Source organism: Kiritimatiellia bacterium (assembly GCA_018001225.1).
GTDB lineage: Bacteria > Verrucomicrobiota > Kiritimatiellia > CAIQIC01 > JAGNIJ01 > JAGNIJ01.
This window is the reverse complement of sequence record JAGNIJ010000006.1, coordinates 33089-51691: the sequence shown is the minus strand read 5'-3', so window position 1 is coordinate 51691 and position 18603 is coordinate 33089. Positions and strand designations below refer to the sequence as shown.

Below are 18603 nucleotides of genomic sequence, written 5' to 3'. Positions count from 1 at the left end.
CGTTCTCCTCCGAAACGCTGCCCGCGGGCTGGACCCTGGCCACCAACAGCGGCACCGCCGCGTGGCGGTTCGACAATCCGCGCGACGTGGTCAACGGCACCGGCGGCTCCAACGGCATGGCCATCGCCGACAGCCGGTTCTACTCCCGCGTGACGATGGACGTGGAAATGCGCCCACCCGTGCTGAACCTGGGCGCCGTGAGCTCGGTGGAACTCGAGTTCAAGACCGATTTCGACTGGTACTCCGGCAACCGGTCCGAAACCTGCGACGTGGATATCTGCCGAAGCGGGTTCTCCGGCCCATGGTCGAACGTCTGGCGGAAGTCGCGGGCCGACTACCGGGGCCCGGCCACCGAGACCATCAACCTCACCACCCCGCTCGCCGGCCTGACCAACGTGGGCATCCGGTTCCGCTATTACAACGCCCGGAACGAACTGTTCTGGGAGGTGGACGACGTCGTCCTGCGTTGCACGCTGTGCAACACCAACCACGACGCGGATTCCGACGGCCTCCGCGACATCGAGGACAACTGCATCAACGTCGCCAACCTGGACCAGGCCGACTTGGACGGTGATGGCGTCGGCGACGCCTGCGACAGCGACCGGGATGGCGACGGCATGCCGAATACGTGGGAGCAGACCAACGGCCTCAATCCCACGAACGACGCGGACCGCAACATCGACATCGAGGGCGACGGGTTGTCGAATTACGAGGAGTACATGGCGGATACCGACCCCAACCTCGCCAACAGCCTCCTGCGCGTGACCCAGGCGGCCGCGATTCCGACCAGCCGCTGGGCGCAGATCCGGTTCCTGTCCAGCACCAACCGCCGCTACCAGGTTCTCTATCGCAGCGCCGCGCCGCCCTTTACGAACGGCTGGCTCTACCTCGGCGGCGCGTTTTGGGGCAGTTCCGGCACGACTACGTACGTGGACACCAACTTCGCCACGCCGAGCATCACCTCGCGCCTGTACCGGGTCCGGGTGCTCTCCCCGTAAGCGGGCCGGGGGCGGCCCGCCTCCCGCGGCGCAACTTCAGCTTGAGCCGGGCCCTCTTCCCCCGTATTCTCGGCCCGATCATGGCCATTCCCATCATCGCGGTGGCGAACCAGAAGGGCGGCGTCGGCAAGACCACGACGGCGGTCAACCTGGCCGCCTGTCTCGCCGAGCGGCGCAAGCGAATCCTGCTGATCGATCTCGATCCGCAGGCCAACGCGACGAGCGGCCTGGGCCTAGAAAAAAAAGAGGGCGCGAGCATCTACCGCGCCCTGCTGGGCGAGATCCCGCTCGACCCGCTCATCCAGAAGACCGTGATGGACCGGCTGGACGTGGTGCCCTCCGAACTCGACCTGGCGGGCGCCGAGGTGGACATCGCCCGCGCGGACCGCTACCTGCACCGGTTCAAGGAGGCCGTCGCCCCCGTGGCCGCGTCGGACCGCTACGACTACATCCTCGTCGACTGCCCGCCGTCGCTCGGCATCCTGACGATGAACGCGCTGGCGGGTTCGGAATCGCTGCTGATCCCGATCCAGTGCGAGTACTACGCCCTCGAGGGCTTGAGCGTCATCGCGAAGCTGATCCAGCGCATCAGCGACAGCGGCGCGAACCCGGGGCTGCACATCGAGGGCATCGTGCTGACGATGTACGATATCCGCACGAACCTCTCGCAGCAGGTCGTGCAGGAAGTGCTGAACCACTTCGGCGACCGGGTGTTCGAGACCCTGATCCCGCGCAGCGTGCGCTTGAGCGAGGCGCCGAGCTTCGGGAAACCCATCATTCTTTACGACCGGCACTGCACCGGTTCGGCGGCTTACCGGCAGTTGGCGAGGGAGTTTCTCAAGCGCCGGCGCATGGCGGGCAAGGAAAAGGACGAGGGGGAGGAGACCCCGGCCCAGCCTGAAACGCTGCCGCCTCCTCCGGCCACGGAACAGAGTAGCGCGGCATCGCCCTCGACGCCAGCGCCATAGGGACCTTCGAAGAGAAAAGGCCGCGCCCGGATGGACGCGGCCTTTTTGTTTCAGGTCTTCTTCAGTTCGCGGCCCGGCCGCCGACGCCCTTGGTGCCGCTCTTGATCTCGCGGCCGGTATCCTTCGGGCGCAGCGCGCGCACGGCGGCGCCAGCGCGCCACATCTCGGAATCCCGGATGGCGCCCAGTTCCTTCGCCAGCCGCTGCTGGTAGTTCTTCTTCCCGCAGACCTGGATGACGCGCTCGGCCTCCTGGCCGCTGCAGACGCGCTGGTACAGCTTGCGGAACACCGGCAGGACCGCCGCCTTGAACTTCGGCTTCCAGTCCAACGCGCCGCGCTGGGCCGTGGCCGAGCAGTTCGAGTACATCCAGTCCATGCCGCGTTCGTCCACGAGGCGGATCAGGCTCTGCGTCAATTCCTCCACGGTCTCGTTGAACGCCTCGCTCGGCGAGTGGCCGTTCTTGCGGAGCGTGTCGTACTGGGCCTCCATCACGCCCGCCAGGCAGCCCATCAGCACGCCGCGCTCGCCGGTCAGGTCGCTGTTGGTCTCGTGCGGGAACGTGGTCGGGAACAGATAACCCGATCCGATCCCGATGCCGAGCGCGAGGCAGCGCTGCTTCGCGCGGCCCGTGGCGTCCTGGTAGACCGCGTAGCTCGAGTTGATGCCCGCGCCCGAGAGGAAGTTACGGCGCACGGAGGTGCCGGACCCTTTCGGGGCGACCATGATCACGTCGACCCACTTCGGCGGCACCACGCCGGACTTGTCCTTGTAGGTGATCGAGAAGCCGTGCGAGAAGTAGAGCGCGTCGCCCTTCTTCAGGTTCTTCTTGATCACCGGCCAGACGGCGCGCTGCGCGGCGTCGGAGACGAGCAACTGGATGACCGTGGCCTTCTTCACGGCCGTCTCGATGTCGAAGAGCGTCTTGCCGGGCACCCAGCCGTCGGCCACCGCGCGGTCCCAGTCGCGTTTGAACTCCGGGGCCTGGCCGATGATGACCTTGAAGCCGTTGTCCTTGAGGTTCAGCGACTGGGCGGGGCCCTGCACGCCGTAGCCGATGATCGCGATGACCTCTCCCTTCAGGACCTTCCGGGCCTTCGAAAGCGGGAACTCCTTGCGGGTGATGACCTTTTCCTTCACGCCGCCGAAATCAATGACTGCCATAACCGTTGCTCCTTTCCATTACGCGAAGCGGGAAACACTACGGCCGGGGTGCGCACGCGTCAAGGATCAAAGCCGGACCGCCGGACGGCTCACGGCGGCACGGGCGCGTTCGGATCGTCCTCGCCGCCGCCCTCGGGCGCGGCGCCCTCTTCCGCCCCGCCGTCCGCGGGCTCGCTGAAGAGGGAGGACGAGATATCCTCCGGGACGGTGACGAGGAAGCGGGACTGCGTGGGCGCATTGGTCTCGGCCGGCGTCAGGGAAATCGTTTTGGCTTCCTTGATCTTCCGCTTTTTCTTCTGCCCGGGATCGTCCAGCAGCGAGGGCGCCATCTTCAGTTCCCGCGTCTTCGACGGGCCGGCGAGCTCGCTGTCCGACCAGCCGCGCTGCCACCGGGTTTGGGAGTAGCGCGTGGCCCGGTGCAGGCGCGCGGTTTCCTTCCGCGCCTCCTCCTGGGTCATCAGGACGTACGGCGTCATGAGCACGAGCAGTTCGGTGCGGTTGTCGTCCCGGGTGTCGTTCCGGAAGAGCGTGCCGATGATCGGGATGTCGCCGAGGATGGGCACCTTGACCCGCGTGGCCCGGCGGTCGGTGCTGACCAGCCCGCCCAGCACGATGGTCGAGCGGTCCCCCACGGCCACCTGGGCGGCCATTTCGCGCTTCGTGATCACCGGCACGCGGTTGCCGTCGATGGTCTCGAACCCGCCGACGTTGTCGGCCGACTGCTTGATCTCCATGGTGACAAACCGGGCCGGGTTGATCCGGGGCGTGACGGCGAGGTCGATGCCGATGTTGCGGTACTCGTAGCTGGAGGTCTGCTGCCCGCCGCTGGAGGTGCTGGTGGAGGTCACGACCGGCCGCTCCTCGCCGACCACGATGGTGGCCTCGGTGTTGTCCGTGGTCAGGATGACGGGGGTGGACAGGATGCGGGCGTCGGACGACCCGGCGGCCATGCGGATGACGGCATCGATGTTCAGGTTGACCAGCGTGGAGTAGTAGGTCAGCCCGCCCGCCCCGATCCCGCTGTCGGTCCGGGTGATCTGGCTGCCGTCCCGGAAGACGGTACCGTCGCTCAAGCGCTGGCCGCCGCCGAAGGAATAAAGCGGCTGGCTGACCGTGACGCCGCCGTCGGCGCCAACCTTGTCGTCGGAGTAGACGGCCATGGACCGCTGGAGCCAGTCGACGCCGTAGTCCAGGCTCTTGGTGAGGCTGACCTCGAGGATCACGGCCTCGATCAGGACCTGGGCCAGCATGGTGTCGAGCTGGCCGATGATGTCCATCAATGCGTTGATGTCGTTCACCGTGCCCATGAGCAGCAGGGCGTTGGTGCGCTCGTCGGCCAGGATCTTCGTGTTGGGCGAGAGCTCGCCGATGCGGGTCTTTTCGCCCGACGCGATCTGGCGCATGCGCGCCTCGGCCCGCTGCGCCACGAACTCCTGCAAGGCCTGGCTGCGCGCCGCCTCCGGCGTCGCGCCTTCCGCGGGGGCCTGGCCCGTCCCGGCCGGGGCGTCCTTGGACTCGGACGTCGCGGCACCGATGAACTCGTTGAGGATGCCGGCGATGTCCTTCGCCTTGGCGAACTCGAGCGGCAGGACCTTGACGACGACCTCGGGGTCCACCTCCCGGTCCAGCACGGTGATGATCTTGTCGAAGAAGGTGAAGTTGGAGGGCCGCGAAAGCACGATCAGGATGTTGGTGCGGTCGTCGGCGACGATCTTGACCTTGCCCTGGACAATGCCGCGCTCGGCGAGCGCGGCCTCGAGGTCCTGCGCGGCCTGGTCCGGGGCCGCGCCGGCCTGGCGGGCGCGGATAACGCCCGGCGGCGTGGGAATGGAGGACGTCACCGGCGCGGCCACGCGGGGTTTCTCCTCCTTGGCCTGGGTATCGGCGATCAGTTCGTTCAGGCGGGAGGCGAGCTTGGCGGCCTCGGTGTGCTTGATCTCGTAGATCCGGGTTTCCACCCGCGCCTCCGTGGGCTGGTCCACGTACGCGAGGATTTCCAGGATGCGCTGCATGTTGGCGGCGGTATCGGTGATCAGCAGGCTGCTGGTCCGCTCGAGAACCTGCACCTTGCCGAACGACGCGTGCAGGAAACCGGTCAGGACCGTGTTGGCCTCGGCCGGCTCGATGTACTTCAGGGGCACGACCTGGCTGACGAGCTGGTCGGTCTCGGGGAACGGGGTCTCCGGCATCTCGAGGGAAAGCTTCATGCCCTCGCCGCGCACGTTGCCGATGGGCACGACCTTGAGGAACTTCTCGCCCATGGGCACGAGGCCCACCTGGTTCATGGCCAGCACGCTCTCGATGGCCTCGAGGGCCTCGCGCTGGGTGAGCCGGGTCTGGGACTTGAGGGTGATCGTGCCGCCGGGGAGGCCCTGGGCGCGGAGCAGGGTGCGCCCCACCAGCTCGCTGTAGAACATCACCACCTGCTCGATCGGCGCGTCGCGGAAACTCAACGAAAGCAGCTTGTCGTCACCCACCTTGACGGATTTCTCCTCCTCTCCACTTTCCGGCGCCGGGGGAAAGCCGGGCGGCGGCTGGCCACGCGCCGGGAGGGCGGCGGCCGCGAAGGAAAGAATCATCCACCAGGTCAGCGCCTTCGCCCATTTCTTTTGGCCTGTTTGTGTCATGGTCATGCCCCCCGGTCAGGACCCCGGCGGAGCCGGCTGGGCGGGTTCCGCGGCCGCCGCTTCCCGGCTGTACGCGCAATCGAGCGTGAAACTGCCCTTGAGGCGGCCCGGCTGGCCCGGGACGGGATTCACGGTTAATTTCCGGATGTCCAAAATAGCATCCTGCTGCTGCAAAGCATAGAGAAAACGGGCCAGCGCCTCCAGTTCCGCCTCCCACTGGCACACGATGGCCAGTTCGAAGAGCTCACCCGTGCTTTTCTCGGCCTGCGGGTCGCGGCGCGTCAGGCCCAGCGAGGTGTCGCGGGCGGTCCGCTCGAGAATCCGCAGCATCTCGGCCGTTACGTCGCGGTTGGCGGGATAGAGCGGGAGCTTCTTTCGCAGCTCGGTCAGGCGCACCTCGATCTGGGGCTGCTCCTCCATCAGGCGCGCGGCGATGCGCTTCCTCCGCTGCAGGGCCTCGGAATCCCGGGAGAAGTCGCGCCATTCCTGCAGCGCCGGCTGGCCCAGCCACCAGGTCCCGCCGAGCACCACGAATACCAGGGTGCACCACGCCAGAACGGCTTCCCGGCGGTTGATCTTCATGGGCCCTCCTCCTCCGATACGGGCCGGCCCGGCAGGCCGATCATGATGGTGAAGGACGATTTCTGCTGGCCCCCCGGCGACGGGCGGACATTGGAGACCTTGGCGCTGGTGAACAGCTCCGCCTGCTGCAGGGTATCCGCGAAATCGTAGATGGTATCGGCCGCGGCCGATTCGCCGTTCAGCACGAGCTCCTCGGTCTTCCGGTACTCGAAGCTCGTCAGGTCGATGCCCTGGGGCAGCAGCGCGCTGACCTCGCGCAGGCATTCCAGCGCCGAGTAGGTGCGATCCGTGTACTGCTCGAACGCCTCGACGCGCTCGCGAATGGCCCGCGCCTCGGTGGCCGGGCCTTCCAGGGCGGCGACCTCCGCGTTGAGCTCGGCCTGCCGGTGGCGCCGGATCTTCAGGCCGACCAGCAGCCCGCCCACCACCGCCAGCCAGACCAGCAGGAACCCCGCCGACCAGGCCAGCAGCTTTCGCCGCACCTTCCGGCTCTGCTCCTCCATGCCCCACGCCTCGGGGGCCAGGCTGAAGCGGCGGGCGTTCGCGTCGAGCCCGCGGCGGGCCACGCCCTCGCTCAACGACGGCAGGGCTTCGAGGGATGCCTCGGACGGGATCACCGCGCAGGCGGCCTTCAGCCGTTCCGCCAGATCGCCGCCCGGCCGCGCCTTGGAGTAACGGATCTCCAGGGGCACCGCCTCGCCGGCCCCGAGCTCCGATTCGGCGGCGGTGAGCGTGTACGCGGTCTCCTCGACCACTTCCTCCAGGAAACTCTCGGGGCTTTCGCCGGGCACGCCCAGCGACCGGAAGAGCACCGGCTGCCCGTCCCGCGCCAGCACCAGCTCGGCGCCGGCGGGCTCCATCAGGAGAAACGCCTTCCGTCCCTTGGCCGGCACCGCGTCCGCCTGCTTCAGGAGCTGCCACCACCCCAGCACCTCGACATCCACGCGGTGGGCGTGCACCCCCGCCTTGCCCAGCGCGGCGCCGATCCGCTCGACCAACTCGCGCTGGGTCGTGGCGATCAGCGTGCGGGTGGCCTTCTCCGTCGTCGCGAGGGCCTCGACGGCGATCGCCATCTGCTCGACCGGGAAGGGCGAAAACTTGTCCACCTGCAGCTCGGCCATCCCCGCCAGTTCGGCCGGGTCCGTCGAGGGCAGGTCCACGACCCGCATCAGGGTCTTCCCGGAATCCGCGGCCACCGAGACCTCCCCGCGGACGCGGCCGGCGGCCTTGCGCAGCGCCGCCAGGGCCTCCGGCGAAGCGTAGGGATCCCCCTCGGCCGCCGCCTCCCATTCCGCCTGGCCCTGCTCGGCCACCTCCAGGCCCTTGCGCGACTCCCGGATCACGGTCCATTCGACCCGGCCCGGCCGGAGCACAAGGCCCGTTATGTAGGGTATGCCCATGGGTTGTTTACCGCGCGCAGAATAGAGCCTTTGGCCGCCGTTTCAAAGCAAGAAGTCTGACAGGGGGCAAGGGTTCGGTGTTCAGTGTTCAGTCGGGCCGCCGGCCCAAAGGGGCCGGATGGAAACAGCCATGAGACCTCAACGTCCAACAACCAACATCCAACTTCCAACGTCCAACAGGAGAGGTTCCAATCCTTGGAAGTTGAATGCTGGACGTTGTGCGTTGGACGTTGAATTCAAATAGATTGCGCATGAATTTCATATCCTGTGTCTCAGATCAGGAAAAATTCACTCCTCACTATTCACTTCCCCTACTCCAGCGGCTCCTCCCGCCAGAACAGCGGCGTGACCTTTTTGTCCGCCGCGCGCAGGATGCACCAGATGCCGTTGCGCACGCCCTCCACCTCGCCGATGGAGACGACCCGCAGGATCGTCTCGCCCTTGGTCGTCAGGCGCTCGGCGGTGCCCGGGTTGGTCAGGCCGATGTACGCGAGGGCCTTTTCCACGCTCTCGAACCCGTCATCCTGGGTGCCCTCCACGCCGTCGGGGCCCTTCCGGCCCTCGAGCAGCGCCTCGACGTTTTGCTCGTTGAGGCCGGAGACCGTCAGCAGCACCTCGCGGGAGGCCGTGTTGAGGTTCACCTTGCCGTCGCCCCACGTGGTCAGCCAGCGCGCGATCCCGGCCAGCGGTTCGCCGTCGTCCTCCTCGGACACCCCGCCGAAGACCACGGCATGCGAGAATCCCTTGACGAGGAGCAGCTCGTCGATGGTATCCAGCGGCGCGTTCTTGCACTCGTAACCGCGGTCCTCGTAGAAGGAATCGTCGGACTCGGCCCCCAGCAGCCGGTGCTCGTCGCCCTCGTCCACCCAGTCGTTGAAGCAGTCGATCAGCGCGCCCCAGCGGTCCTGCGGGATGTTGGCCTGGTCAAGGATCTCCTCCCAGTCCTCGTCGCCCAGCATGTGCACGTTGCGCCGGCCCTGCTCGGGAATGATATCCACCGTGCAGCGGCCGTCGCCCAGCTCGACGGCCATGCCCGAGACCGCCACGCCGCGGGACAGGTTGAGCGCGCGGATCCAGGCGTCCTCCTCCTCGTCCTCCTCCGGGGCGTCGTCCTTCACGGAGAGGCTGCGCACGATCGTGGACTGCGCGTGCGCCACGCCGGCCTGGGCGAGGGCCTGGGCCTTCAGGCGCTTGCGGAAATAGGCGGTCACGCCCGCCTCCACCGTCATGTCGAAGGCAAACCCGCCGATCAGCAGCGACAGGACCAGCAGCGCCCAGAGGGCGACGATCAGGGCGGAGCCCTGCCTGGCGGAACGAGGCAGGCCCCCTGGAGGCGGGCCGCCCCCGGCCCGCTTCTCACCGGCAGCGCCGCGGGGGCGCGGCGCCTCCATGTTTTCCAATGATTGGAAAACCCGGGGGGTGTTTTTTCCAAACATTGGAAAATATTTCGCCATTTTTTCCAAACATTGGAAAAACCCGCCCATCACTCGCCCTCCCCTGCCGGCGGCGCGCCCTCGGCGCCGCCCTCGCCCGTCGCGGGCGCGTCGGCGGCCGGCGGCGTCCCGCCCTCGCCGGAGGACTTGGCGGCCTCCTCCAGCGGGGGCGCGATAGGGATCTCAACGAGCCGCTGTAGCTTCTGCGGTTCGGCGTAGTCCTCGAGGGGCTGGAGGTAGAGCGTGACCTCCACGAGCCGGGGGATCGAGTTGGTGTTCTCCCACTCGTGCTCCCACTTCTCGTCCTCGGCGTTGTACGTCCGGCACCGGAAGCCCTTGACCTCGGTCGAGACGAACCACGGCTCGCCCTTGACGTCCGATTCCTCCTCGTCGGCGAGGTGCGACCAGGCGCGGATGGCGACGGCAGGCCGGCCGCGGTCGTCGCTGTCCAGGCTGAACTCCAGGCGGTGCAGCCCGTTGGCCAGGTGGGAATCCGGCGGCAGGAAGGCCATGCCGGAGGTGACCCAGCTGATCGTGTCGCGGGAGCTCTCGCCGCCGCCGCTCTCCTCCAGGCGGAACCCGTACTTGTCCGGGCGGTTGGAGAAGAACGCCGCCGAACGCAGGGCCATCACCAGCTGCTCCATGACGTAGTCGCCCTGGTGGAGCTGGTCCAGGAGCTTCGCCCCCCGCTGCCAACCGCCCGCCGCCGCGGTGAACGTGCTCCACACGATGGCGAACGCGAGTGCCATGATCGCCACCGCGACCAGCACCTCGATCAGCGTAAACCCTGCTCTCTTTCCTCTATTCACCATTCACTCTTCACTATTCACTCTTCACGGCCCCTGCTTCGCGTCCCCCGGCCCCGTAAAGCTCCCGCCCTCCTTGACCTCCGGCGCATACAGGCAGGTCACGACCTCCTCGGACGACGCACGGCCCTTCTCGGACCGGGACACGCGCAGCGTCACCGTGAACAGGCCGTCCTCCTCGCGCCCGAGGCGCTCGATGACGCGGCTCCAGCGGTAATCGTAGGGCCCGCCATCAAACCCGCCCTCCTCGCTGCCTTCCTCGATCTCCTCCTCGAGTTGCAGGGGGTTTTCCAGTTCCGCGCGCGCGAGCAGGTGCCGCGCGGTCTGGAAATTACGCGCCTGCCGCACGACGCCCAGGCAGCGGGCGACCGTGGCGATCAGGGCCGACAGGCCCAGCCCGAGGATGGCCAGGGCCAGCATGACCTCGATCAGGGTCAGCCCGGCCCGGCGGCGCCCGGAGGTCTTTCGCCTCTTCATCGCTCCTTCACCTCGAGCTGGCCCGAGAACCGCTCCACGGCGATCTCGACCCGCTTGCCCTTCTCGTCGCCGAGGCTCAAGCTGTACCCGTCGCACATGCCGTTGGGATAGTACCGGACCAGGTAGACCCCGTCCTTCTCGAGGCCCTCGTCCTCGAACCGGAAGTCGCGGATGGTCACGCCGTCCTCGAGCCGGCGGACCAGGTCCGGCGTGGCGCTGGCCTGGATGGACTCCCCGGGCGCGGCCAGGTCCTCCAGGAAACGGCTGTCGGGATTCGCGCCGCCGCTCACGGCGACGGTGACCACCTCGAGGGTCTGCTTCTCCGTGTCGAACGAGATGGCGGCATACTTCTGCTCCAGGACCGCGAGGCTGCGCGTGTAGCGGTGCGTCATCACCACCGTGCGCAGGCTGGCGCGCAGGCGCGCCCCGCGCAGGGACCGCACGAACGAGGGCACGGCGACGAACGACGCCAGCAGGATGATGATCACCACCAGCATCAGCTCAATCAGCGTGAAGCCGGCGCGCGCCCTACGGTTTCTTGGCGTCTTGTTTCCAGTTGGCCACGTCGTCATCGCTCGCCACGCCGTCTTCCCCCGTCGAGGAGAGGTCGAACCTGAAGGGCTTGTGGGATCCGGGGAAGGCATACTGGTACGGGTTGCCCCACGGATCCTTGGGAATGCCCTTCTCCAGATAGGGGTCGTCGCCGCTGGTGAGCGCGTCGAGGCTGGACGGGTACTTGCCCTCCTCCATGTAGTAGGACTGGACGGCGATCCCGATGGCCTGGATGTCCGCGGCGGCCTTGCTCTGGCGGGCGCTCTTGAGGTGCCGCGGGATGGAGACCGAGACGATCGTGGCCAGCATGCCGATGATCACGACAACCAGCAGCATCTCGATCAGCGTGAAACCGGCCCGGCGAAGCGCCCGACGCGAAGTCGGGTCGGCCTGCCGCGCGCGGCGGACGGAACGTGGCGCATCTTTATTCATGTTCATTCTCCTTCGACAGCGACGGCGGTCCGCCGGTTCAATACAGGCATTCTACCCCATCCACTATCCCGCATCCAGCCTCCCGCCTACACGTTGAGCCCGCTGGTCATGTCGAAGACGGCCAGCAGCATGCTGACGGCGACGAACCCGACCATGATAGCCATGAACAGCATTAAAATGGGCTCCAGCACCGTCGTCAGGATCTTCACGGCCCGGTTCAGCTCGTCGTCGTAGCGCTTGGCGATGTGCTTGAGCGCCGAGGCCATGTCCCCGGACTGCTCGCCCACCGCGAGCATGTCCGTCAGGAGCGGGGGAAACACCTTGCCGGCGGACAGCGGCCCGGAGATCGTCGCCCCGTCGGTCACCTGCTCGCGCGCCCGCCGGATGGCCCCGGCGATGACCACGTTGCCCACGGTGTCCTCCACGATGGACAGGGCCTGGAGCACCTGCACACCGTTCTCCAGCAGCGAGGACAGCGTGCGGGCGAAATGCACGTAGGCGTTGGACGTGACGATCAGGCGGATGACCGGGAGCCGGAGCTGCAGGCGATGCCACGCCCGGCGGCCGGGCGCGGTGGCCAGGTAGCGGCGGGCGAGGATCACCCCCGCGACGATTGCGCCCAGCGCAACCCAGCCGTACTTGATCAGCCCGTCGCTCATCCCGATCAGGATGCGCGTCGGCAGCGGCAGCGAACTCCCGAGCTGCTGGAAGATGGCGGTGAAGCGCGGGACGACGAAGATCATCGAGAACACGAGCGTCAGGATGCCCACGGTCAGCACGATGGCCGGGTAGATCAGGGCCATCAGGACCTTCTCGCGGGTCTCCTGGACGCGCTCGTAGTGCGCGCTCAATCGCTCCAGGACCTCGGCCAGTTGTCCGCTGGCCTCGCCGGCGCGGACCATGCTGACGTACAGCGCCGGGAACGACTCCGGCCGCTTGGACAGGGCCTCGCTCAAGCTGGTCCCCTGGATGATCTCGTCGCGCAGGTCGGCCACGAGCTCGTCCTGGGCCCTGCCCGTCTTGCGGCGGGAGAGCGTGTGCAGGGCGTCGCCGAGGTTCATGCCGCTGGCCAGCAGGTCGCTCATCTCGCGGGTCAGCAGCAGCGACTCCTTCAGCTTCATCCGCGGCGCCCGGGCGGTCTTGCGCTCGAACGTGAACCAGGACCGGCGCGGGGCGGCGGCCGCGGCCGCCAGCGCGGCCTCGGCGACCGAGACCGGCACCTGGCCCTGCCGCTCGATCTGGAGCAGGGCCGCCCGGCGGTCCGGCGCTTCGACGTAACCCTCGACCTTCTCGCCGGTCCGCGAGCGGGCCGTATATTTAAACCGCGGCATTTTTGATGCGTCGTCCGCCGGGGCTAGGTTTCCGACATCGCCTCGTCTTCTTCCGACACCCGAAGGACTTCCTCGAGCGTCGTGGTGCCCTGGAGCACCTTGGTCCAGCCGTCGGTGCGCAGCGTGCGCATGCCGTGGTGGATGGCCGCCGACTTGATCTCGTTGCTGGACGCGCGGGCGATCACCAGCGGCCGGATATGATCGGTGACGACCAGGATCTCGTAGATGCCGGTCCGGCCGCGGAAGCCCGTCATGCGGCACTCCTCGCAGCCGGCCGCCTCATAGATCGTTCCCTCCGCAAGCCGCTCCATCGGGAAGCCCGCGGCCTCGAGCAGTTTCTGGTCCACCTTCCAGGGCCGGCGGCAGGCCGGGCAGAGCCGCCGCACGAGGCGCTGGGCGATCAGCGCCTCGATGGAGGACGCCACGAGGAACGGCTCGATCCCCATGTCCACGAGGCGCGTCACGGCGCCCGCCGCGTCGTTGGTGTGCAGGGTGCTGAAAACCAGGTGGCCGGTCAGGGCCGCGCGGATGGCGATCTCGGCGGTCTCCTTGTCGCGGACCTCGCCGACCATGATCACGTCCGGGTCCTGGCGCAGGATGTGGCGCAGGCCGACGGCGAAGGTCAGGCCGATCTCGGGCCGGACCTGGATCTGGTTGATGCCGGCCATCTCGTACTCGATGGGCTCCTCGATCGTCAGGATGCGCTTGTCGATGGAGTTGATCGTGTGCAGCCAGGCGTAGAGCGAGGTGGACTTGCCCGAGCCGGTCGGGCCGGTGACCAGCAGGATGCCGTGGGGCTTGTGGATCAGCTTCTTCAGCACCGCCTCGTCCTTCGGGTTCAGGCCCAGCTTGTCCATGCCCAGCATGCCACTGGAGCGCATGAGGAGGCGGAGGCTGACGCTCTCGCCGTAGACGGTAGGCATGGTGGACACGCGCACGTCGATCTCCTCGCCGCGGATGCGCAGGCTGATGCGCCCGTCCTGCGGGAGGCGCTTCTCGGCGATGTCCATGCCGGCCATGACCTTGATGCGGGAGATGATCGCGGGCTGGAACCGCTTCAACTGCGGCGGGACGGGCGTCTGGTGCAGCACGCCGTCGATCCGGTAGCGGATGCGCAGGTCGGTTTCCATCGGCTCCAGGTGGATGTCCGTGCCGCGGTCCTGGTAGGCTTCCCAGATAACCTGGTTGACGAACTTGACGACGGACGCCTCCTGGTCGAGTTCGCTCAAGTCCTGCTTACCGAGCACGTCCTCTTCCGGCGCGACCTCGATCCGGTTGTCCTGGATCATCTGCTCCATCGTGTCGGCGCCGACGCCGTACAGCTTCTTGGCGGCCTTGGCGAGGTCCACGGCCGGGCTCAAGGCGAGGCGGACGCGCAGCCCGGACGCCAGGCGCAGGCTGTCCACCAGGCCGGGCAGGAACGGGTCGGAGGTCGCGACGCGCAGGACGTTGCCTTCCAGCGCGATGGGGACGACGTTGTACTGGAAGACCGCCTTCGTCGGCAGCCGGGCCAGCACGTCCGCCGGGATGGGCTGCTCGCCCACGCGCAGGAACGGCACGCCCATGACCTCCGCCAGTTTCTCCAGGAACGCCTCCTCGCGGGCATAGCCCTTGGCCGCCGCCAGGGCGGCGAGGGACTGGCCGCCCTGCGCGTATGCCGCCAGGAGATCCTCGATCCGCGCGGGCTCCAGCAGGCCCGTGCGTTCGAGCAGTACCGCCATCTTGGATGGAGCCGCGGTGGTCATGCGTTCATCATGCATGGTCGGGCAGCCGGATTCAAGGGCCATCCGGCCGCCCCGCACCCGTTTAGTCCGCCCCGAGGGCCCCCGCGTTCACATGGATTAACTGCAACAAAATACATCACGGCCGTGATGTGTTTTGTTACGATTATTCCCGGGCGGCGCGCGCGGCCGGGTGGCGGGGATCGGCCTCCAGGGTGCGGCGCACGGCGTCCGCCGCCTCGTCGGTCCGGCCCTGGAGGTTCAGGGCCACGGCCAGGTTCCACCACGCGTCCGCCTTGTCCGGCCGGCGGCGGGTCGCCTCGCGCAGCAGGGCCACCGCCGCCTCGAGCTGCCCCGCCTGCCCCGACAGGATCGCGAGATTGACCAGCGCCGACGTGTCCTGCGGGTTCAGCCGGTCCGCCTCTTCCAGCAGGCGGCGCGCCTCGTCGAGTTCGCCCCTGTGTTTCAGATCCAGCGCGACCCAGGTATGCGCCCGCGCGCTGCGGGGCTCCCGCTCCAGCGTGCGGCGCCACAGCGTGGCGTTGTCCGACCAGTCCGGGAGCCGCAGGAGGATCAGGGCCGCGCCGGCGGCGGCGAGTGCGGCCAGGCCGGCCGCCCGCGCGCGGGGCGAGGGCCACCGGGCCAGCAGCCCGGCCGCCAGCAGCGCGGCGCCGGGCGCCATGAAGTAGAGATAGCGCTCGGCGAACGGATTGAAGAGCGGAACCAGGTTCGAGACCGGCAGGAAAGCCAGCAGCAGCCAGCCCAACCCCAGCGCGAGGTCCGGGGCCCGGCGGCGCATCAGCCACGCAACCGCGCCCAATCCCGCCGCGAGCGCGATGCCCGCGAGGCAGGCCGGCGACGACCAGGACGGCACGGGCTCCACCACGTGGTCCACGACCAGGGGCCACGGCAGGACCAGGTAGCGCAGGGCCTTCACCCAGAGCCAGGGCGCCGTCCAGAGGTTCTCCGGGAACGGCAGGCCGATGCCGACCGGGGCCCCCATCGCCGCCTGCACCGAACCGCTACCCCACCACAGGGCGGCGGCGGCGAGGATCAACCCGAGGCCGGCCAGCAAGAGGCGGACCGCTTTTCGGCGATCCGGACCCGCGACAGGAAAGCAGAGCGCCATCCAGCCGAGCAGCGGAACGAGAACCACCGCCGACTCCTTGGAAAGCAGCGCCAGACCCAGCAGCGGGACGGACCACCACGCCGCCGGACCGCCGGCCAGTGCGACCCGCAGGAACGCCAGGCCGAACAGGGCCGCCAGCAGGTCCTCGCGGAATGCCGGCGACTGGACCACCTCGACATCCACGGGATGCAGCGCGAACAGCAGGGCGGCGGCCCAGGGAATGAAGCGCCCGCCCGTCAACCGGCGCAAGAGCCCGAATAGCAGAAGAACAACACCCGCGTGCAGCAGCACGTTCGCCAGGTGAAAGCCGAAGGGCCGCAGGCCCCACAGCGCCCGGTCCAGCAAGTAGGACGCGATCACGACCGGCCGGCGCCCGTCGGGGACGGTCGTGTCCAGCAGCGTGCGGCCGGTCAACGCGCGGGCGGCGGCGCCAGGTTCATTCAGGAAGGCGTTTTCCGCGATCGAGCCCAGGTCGTCGTAGACGAACTCATGCTTCAGGCCGCGCGTGTACGGCAGGACGGCCACCAGCGCGAGAACCAGCACCATCGCCACCAAGCGCCGACGTTCGGAGCCGGCCCGTTCCGCGGAAGGTGAACCCGCGGATGTCGTGGATAACGCGGATGGAGCCATGCTTGAATTCATCCGCGCGATCCGTGTAATCCGTGGTTCATCCCCGCTCTTTCAGCGCGCGGAAGAACGCGGCCCAGAAGGGATCCTCGCCCGGGTGTTCCATCGGCTTTTTCTTCCCGCCGATCACCGCGTGGATCCCGTCCGACGCCGGCGTCATCTCGCCGCAAATCGAGGCCAGAATGCCCCGATCCTGGAGCCGCCGCAACACTTCTCCGGCGGCGTGCGGCCGGACCGCGGCGATGAGCGTGCCCTCGCTGATGCTGCTGAAGGGCTCCATTTCGAACAACCGGCAGATTTCCGCGACGGCCGGCGTCATGACGATCTCGTCGTAGTGCGCCACCAGGCCCAGCCCCGCGGCCTTCGCGAATTCCAGCAGGCCGCCGGTGATGCCGTACTCGGTCGCGTCGTGCATCGCGGCCACACCGCGATCGCGCGTGCCGACGGACGCCGCGATCCGCGCGTCCTCGACCACGGACATCTTGTAGAAAACGTCCTCCGCCTGTTTCCGGACCGCGGCCCCGAATTCGTTCTCGATCCGGCCTGGGAACATCGCGGCGAAGATGCCCGTGGCCTCGACGGCGGGCCCCTTGGTGATGATGATCCGGTCGCCCGGCCGGCAGAACTTCGGCGAGCAGTACGCATCCCGCGGGCCCAGGGCCATGAACGTCGCCCCGCCGACCATGGGATAATGGCAATTATCATACCGGCCGGTGTGCCCCGTGACGATCGCCGCGCCCATCTTTTCGCACTCGCGGTGGATCACCTCCCACATCGCCGCCAGGTCCGCGTCGGGCAATTCGGGCGGAAGGTTGAGATCGATGGAAAGGAAGGCCGGCGGCAGGCCAGAGGTGGCCGCGTCGCTGGCGAGGATATGGATCGCGAACCAGGCCGAGCGCTCGAAGCCGTACTCGGGCACGATGAACACCGGGTCGGCGGTCATCGCGAGGGCGTACTCGCCGAGCTCGATGATGCCGACGTCCACGCCCTGCTCGGGACCGACGGCCACCTCGGGCCGCTTCGCGCCGAGGCGGGGCTTGATGATCTTCTGGAAGAAATCGTCCGTGATTTTTCCGAGTTGGGCCATGGCGGTTCTCCTTCGGCCGTTCGCGTGGGAGTCCTGGCCCGGGGGCGGGAATGCAACGGGTCTCGCCGGGAGACCCCGTTCGCGCCGCTTCCCTTCGACGGTATTACCCGTACAGGTTCCAGGGGTTCTCCTTCATGGAGGAATCTCAGCCTGCCGAGCAAGCTCCCCCGCGAGCGATCCATTTCACAATACCCCGTACGGTGATCGAGTCAAGCGGCGACAAGACGTCCGACGCGGGCCGGGGGCGGCCCGCCTCCAGCGCGGCGAAGCTTATTCCACGTACCCGAGCCGCCGGAGCATCCAGAAATTCCGGCTCCAGTTCGGGTCCACCTTGACCCAGAGGTACAGGGTCACCGGATGCCCGTAGATCTCGGCAAGTTCCTTTTCCGCGGCGGCCTGGACGCGCTTGAGCAGGCGGCCCTTCGCCCCCAGCACGATGCCTTTCTGGGAACTCTTCTGCACGAAAACCGTCCCCTCGGCAACCCACCCGTCCGGCCCCTCCTCCAAGCTTTCCACCTCGACCGCGAGGGCATGGGGCAACTCCTCCTTCAGCACCTGGAAATACTTCTCGCGCACGGTGTCGGCGATGATGAGCTTGCGGGGATAGTCGGTGACCACGTTGTCGGGGAACAGCGGCGGGCCGGCAGGCGCGAGCCGGAACAGGGCCGCGAGCAACTCGCCGGTCCCCTGCCCCGTCAACCCGGACACCGCGACCTGCGCGGCGGGCGGCTTCTCCCACGCGCTCCCGCCGTCCGGCGCGTGCGCCGCGCCCCGGTCGGCCTGGTTGAGCGCGACCACCACGGGTGTCTCGCCGCGGCCCAGCCGCTTGATCCAGCCCAGATCCTCCTCGCGCAGCGGCCGCGAGGCATCGAGAACCAGCAGGACGATATCGGCGCCCTCCACCGAGGCGCGGGCGGCGCGGTTCATGACCTTGCCGAGGTCGTACGTCGCCTTGTGGACGCCGGGCGTGTCGAGAAATACCAGTTGCCCGCGCGGCTCGGTCAGGATCGCCCGCACCCGCGTCCGCGTGGTCTGGGCCACGGGGCTGACGATGCTGACCTTCTCGCCGACCAGCGCGTTGACCAGCGTGGATTTGCCCGCGTTGGCGCGGCCGACCACGGCCACCAGGGCCGCGGGTTTCAGGTCCGATGAGTTCGGGTGGGGCATGGGGAGAAAAGGTGTCCGGTGTTTCTGGTTGGTCTCGCCCCCCGCGACCTTGTGTCGCGGGAGCGAAGGTCTGGAAAAGCGCTCCGTTCAACCCAACCTTCCTT

Annotated in this window: 16 protein-coding genes and 1 riboswitch; of the genes, 2 read left to right on the top strand and 14 right to left on the bottom strand. The window is 68.0% G+C overall.

The window, feature by feature from the left end:
* Positions 1 to 116: 116 nt before the first annotated feature.
* Both KA248_03440 and KA248_03435 read left to right on the top strand, forming a co-directional pair.
* Positions 117 to 998: a thrombospondin type 3 repeat-containing protein gene (locus tag KA248_03440; protein ID MBP7828954.1), complete on the top strand. Its 882-nt coding sequence runs from the start codon at positions 117 to 119 to the stop codon at positions 996 to 998.
* A gap of 80 nt (positions 999 to 1078) precedes the next feature.
* Complete coding sequence (locus tag KA248_03435; GenBank protein MBP7828953.1) at positions 1079 to 1966, top strand: ParA family protein; 888 nt, start codon at positions 1079 to 1081, stop codon at positions 1964 to 1966.
* A gap of 61 nt (positions 1967 to 2027) precedes the next feature.
* Here KA248_03435 and ilvC read toward each other — a convergent pair whose 3' ends face one another.
* From ilvC to era, 14 genes are all read right to left on the bottom strand, one after another.
* On the bottom strand, positions 2028 to 3128 hold the full coding sequence (gene ilvC, locus KA248_03430) for a ketol-acid reductoisomerase (protein MBP7828952.1): 1101 nt from the start codon (positions 3126 to 3128) through the stop codon (positions 2028 to 2030).
* Positions 3129 to 3217: 89 nt separating this feature from the next.
* Positions 3218 to 5755 carry a type II secretion system secretin GspD gene (gene gspD, locus KA248_03425; protein MBP7828951.1) on the bottom strand — a complete coding sequence of 846 codons (2538 nt, stop codon included), beginning with the start codon at positions 5753 to 5755 and terminating at the stop codon, positions 3218 to 3220.
* A gap of 15 nt (positions 5756 to 5770) precedes the next feature.
* A complete protein-coding gene (gene pilO / locus KA248_03420; GenBank protein ID MBP7828950.1) occupies positions 5771 to 6337 on the bottom strand; it encodes a type 4a pilus biogenesis protein PilO in 567 nt (188 codons plus the stop codon).
* Positions 6334 to 7737, bottom strand: a complete 1404-nt coding sequence (gene pilM, locus KA248_03415; protein ID MBP7828949.1) for a pilus assembly protein PilM — start codon at positions 7735 to 7737, stop codon at positions 6334 to 6336. Before pilM ends, pilO begins: the two co-directional genes overlap by 4 nt.
* 311 nt (positions 7738 to 8048) lie before the next feature.
* A complete protein-coding gene (locus KA248_03410; protein MBP7828948.1) occupies positions 8049 to 9128 on the bottom strand; it encodes a general secretion pathway protein GspK in 1080 nt (359 codons plus the stop codon).
* A gap of 92 nt (positions 9129 to 9220) precedes the next feature.
* Positions 9221 to 9979, bottom strand: coding sequence for a prepilin-type N-terminal cleavage/methylation domain-containing protein (locus KA248_03405; protein MBP7828947.1), 759 nt, complete (start codon positions 9977 to 9979; stop codon positions 9221 to 9223).
* 24 nt (positions 9980 to 10003) lie between these two features.
* Positions 10004 to 10453, bottom strand: a complete 450-nt coding sequence (locus tag KA248_03400; protein ID MBP7828946.1) for a prepilin-type N-terminal cleavage/methylation domain-containing protein — start codon at positions 10451 to 10453, stop codon at positions 10004 to 10006.
* Positions 10450 to 10950 carry a hypothetical protein gene (locus KA248_03395; protein MBP7828945.1) on the bottom strand — a complete coding sequence of 167 codons (501 nt, stop codon included), beginning with the start codon at positions 10948 to 10950 and terminating at the stop codon, positions 10450 to 10452. Before KA248_03395 ends, KA248_03400 begins: the two co-directional genes overlap by 4 nt.
* 31 nt (positions 10951 to 10981) lie before the next feature.
* Complete coding sequence (gspG, locus tag KA248_03390) at positions 10982 to 11437, bottom strand: type II secretion system major pseudopilin GspG (GenBank protein ID MBP7828944.1); 456 nt, start codon at positions 11435 to 11437, stop codon at positions 10982 to 10984.
* An 86-nt stretch (positions 11438 to 11523) separates the two neighbouring features.
* Entirely contained in the window at positions 11524 to 12768 is a 1245-nt protein-coding gene (locus KA248_03385; protein ID MBP7828943.1) for a type II secretion system F family protein, read from the bottom strand.
* Between the two features lie 23 nt (positions 12769 to 12791).
* Entirely contained in the window at positions 12792 to 14513 is a 1722-nt protein-coding gene (locus KA248_03380; protein ID MBP7828942.1) for a type II/IV secretion system protein, read from the bottom strand.
* Between the two features lie 142 nt (positions 14514 to 14655).
* Positions 14656 to 16164 carry a tetratricopeptide repeat protein gene (locus KA248_03375; GenBank protein MBP7828941.1) on the bottom strand — a complete coding sequence of 503 codons (1509 nt, stop codon included), beginning with the start codon at positions 16162 to 16164 and terminating at the stop codon, positions 14656 to 14658.
* A gap of 121 nt (positions 16165 to 16285) precedes the next feature.
* On the bottom strand, positions 16286 to 17332 hold the full coding sequence (locus KA248_03370; protein MBP7828940.1) for an AIR synthase family protein: 1047 nt from the start codon (positions 17330 to 17332) through the stop codon (positions 16286 to 16288).
* 71 nt (positions 17333 to 17403) lie between these two features.
* A riboswitch (TPP riboswitch) is annotated at positions 17404 to 17511 on the bottom strand.
* Positions 17512 to 17602: 91 nt separating this feature from the next.
* A complete protein-coding gene (gene era / locus KA248_03365; GenBank protein MBP7828939.1) occupies positions 17603 to 18499 on the bottom strand; it encodes a GTPase Era in 897 nt (298 codons plus the stop codon).
* Positions 18500 to 18603 lie beyond the last annotated feature (104 nt).

Bases quoted from the DNA above. Each gene is read 5' to 3' on its own strand.
- KA248_03440 (MBP7828954.1), top strand. From the start codon at position 117: ATGGCCATCGCCGACAGCCGGTTCTACTCCCGCGTGACGATGGACGTG.
- KA248_03435 (MBP7828953.1), top strand. From the start codon at position 1,079: ATGGCCATTCCCATCATCGCGGTGGCGAACCAGAAGGGCGGCGTCGGC.
- ilvC (MBP7828952.1), bottom strand. From the start codon at position 3,128: ATGGCAGTCATTGATTTCGGCGGCGTGAAGGAAAAGGTCATCACCCGC.
- gspD (MBP7828951.1), bottom strand. From the start codon at position 5,755: ATGACACAAACAGGCCAAAAGAAATGGGCGAAGGCGCTGACCTGGTGG.
- pilO (MBP7828950.1), bottom strand. From the start codon at position 6,337: ATGAAGATCAACCGCCGGGAAGCCGTTCTGGCGTGGTGCACCCTGGTA.
- pilM (MBP7828949.1), bottom strand. From the start codon at position 7,737: ATGGGCATACCCTACATAACGGGCCTTGTGCTCCGGCCGGGCCGGGTC.
- KA248_03410 (MBP7828948.1), bottom strand. From the start codon at position 9,128: ATGGAGGCGCCGCGCCCCCGCGGCGCTGCCGGTGAGAAGCGGGCCGGG.
- KA248_03400 (MBP7828946.1), bottom strand. From the start codon at position 10,453: ATGAAGAGGCGAAAGACCTCCGGGCGCCGCCGGGCCGGGCTGACCCTG.
- KA248_03395 (MBP7828945.1), bottom strand. From the start codon at position 10,950: ATGCTGGTGGTGATCATCATCCTGCTGGCGTCGTTCGTCGCCGTGCCC.
- gspG (MBP7828944.1), bottom strand. From the start codon at position 11,437: ATGAATAAAGATGCGCCACGTTCCGTCCGCCGCGCGCGGCAGGCCGAC.
- KA248_03385 (MBP7828943.1), bottom strand. From the start codon at position 12,768: ATGCCGCGGTTTAAATATACGGCCCGCTCGCGGACCGGCGAGAAGGTC.
- KA248_03380 (MBP7828942.1), bottom strand. From the start codon at position 14,513: ATGACCACCGCGGCTCCATCCAAGATGGCGGTACTGCTCGAACGCACG.
- KA248_03375 (MBP7828941.1), bottom strand. From the start codon at position 16,164: ATGGTGCTGGTTCTCGCGCTGGTGGCCGTCCTGCCGTACACGCGCGGC.
- KA248_03370 (MBP7828940.1), bottom strand. From the start codon at position 17,332: ATGGCCCAACTCGGAAAAATCACGGACGATTTCTTCCAGAAGATCATC.
- era (MBP7828939.1), bottom strand. From the start codon at position 18,499: ATGCCCCACCCGAACTCATCGGACCTGAAACCCGCGGCCCTGGTGGCC.